The following is a 1066-nucleotide window of genomic DNA, read 5'->3' on the forward strand; positions in this document are numbered from 1 at the left end:
GTGCCGGGATTCCTGGACAGCAAGTCGAACACCTCGACGGCGCGATCATAATATGCAACAGCGAGAAGCCCGTTAAGAGGAGAAAATGCGATGCTTTGTGGTTGCTGGATTATTCCACGATCGGCGACAGGAGCCGATCGATTAATGGCCATTTCATTTCCGTCTCGCATATCACGCAGCATCATGTCATTGACATTATCTTGAGAACCGCGCACAAGAAATCGGCCGTCGGGTGATAGCTGGAAGCTATCATTGCCACGGCATGACTGCTCTGACAATTTCGCGCCAGTGGGAGCAAAAACAACATGAGATCCATAATCTGACAGGAACACCTCCCCGCTATTTGACACAGAAATTGCGGTCAAATTACCCGAGTTGTGATTCAATTGGACAAGGCTGTCATTTTCCGCATCATAGAGAGACAAACGGCCAGCATCTCGATCATACGATACGACGAACTTGCCATTGTTCGACACGCCGGCCAGACACTTTTCAGCATTCTCTGGCGCAACCGCAAGAGGCGTCTGTATCAAGCTTGCATCCGAGCTTGGGGCTGACACGTATACGCCGATCCGTCCCGTATCTTCGTTCATAACCGGACGGCGATTCTCATGTTCCCCGACATAGCTCTTGCTTATATTCAGGCAAAATTGGTTTTTTATTGAGCTGATATGCCGCCATCCTTGCGGCAAGGCGATTTCCTTGGAAGATCCATCCATAAGCCTGACAGACTCATGGACACCGTCGTCAGCCAGAGTACGCAGGGAGAGCTGGCCATGCGCATTAAACATGACATTTACCAACTCTCCCCCGGAAACATCCAAACTGGTTCGTGTGTGCGTGTACCTGCCTCTGCCGTCTGCAAGTAGATGGTGTTGTAACATTAGTAAAGATGAAGCCGGATAGCTTGCAGAGGTACCTTCAACATTCACAATTCCAATTCTCTGGAGTGCAGCATTGTCAATCTGTCCTTCTTCCCGTTGAATAAGTTCTCTAGCTTTTGTTTCCAGCTCGTTGGAATCAAACATTGCGTCATATTGACTTGAAACTCTCTTCAATGAAGCCA

At 48.9% G+C, this 1066-nt stretch carries 1 protein-coding gene; it reads right to left on the minus strand.

Features of this window, described 5'->3' with window-relative positions; genetic code table 11:
- Positions 1 to 1028 (minus strand): WD40 repeat domain-containing protein (locus tag AC1DQ3_RS36480; RefSeq protein WP_477124945.1); only part of this gene is annotated, 1028 nt, incomplete at its 3' end.
- Between the last annotated feature and the right edge of the window lie 38 nt (positions 1029 to 1066).

The organism is Cupriavidus sp. 01T418 (assembly GCF_056398885.1).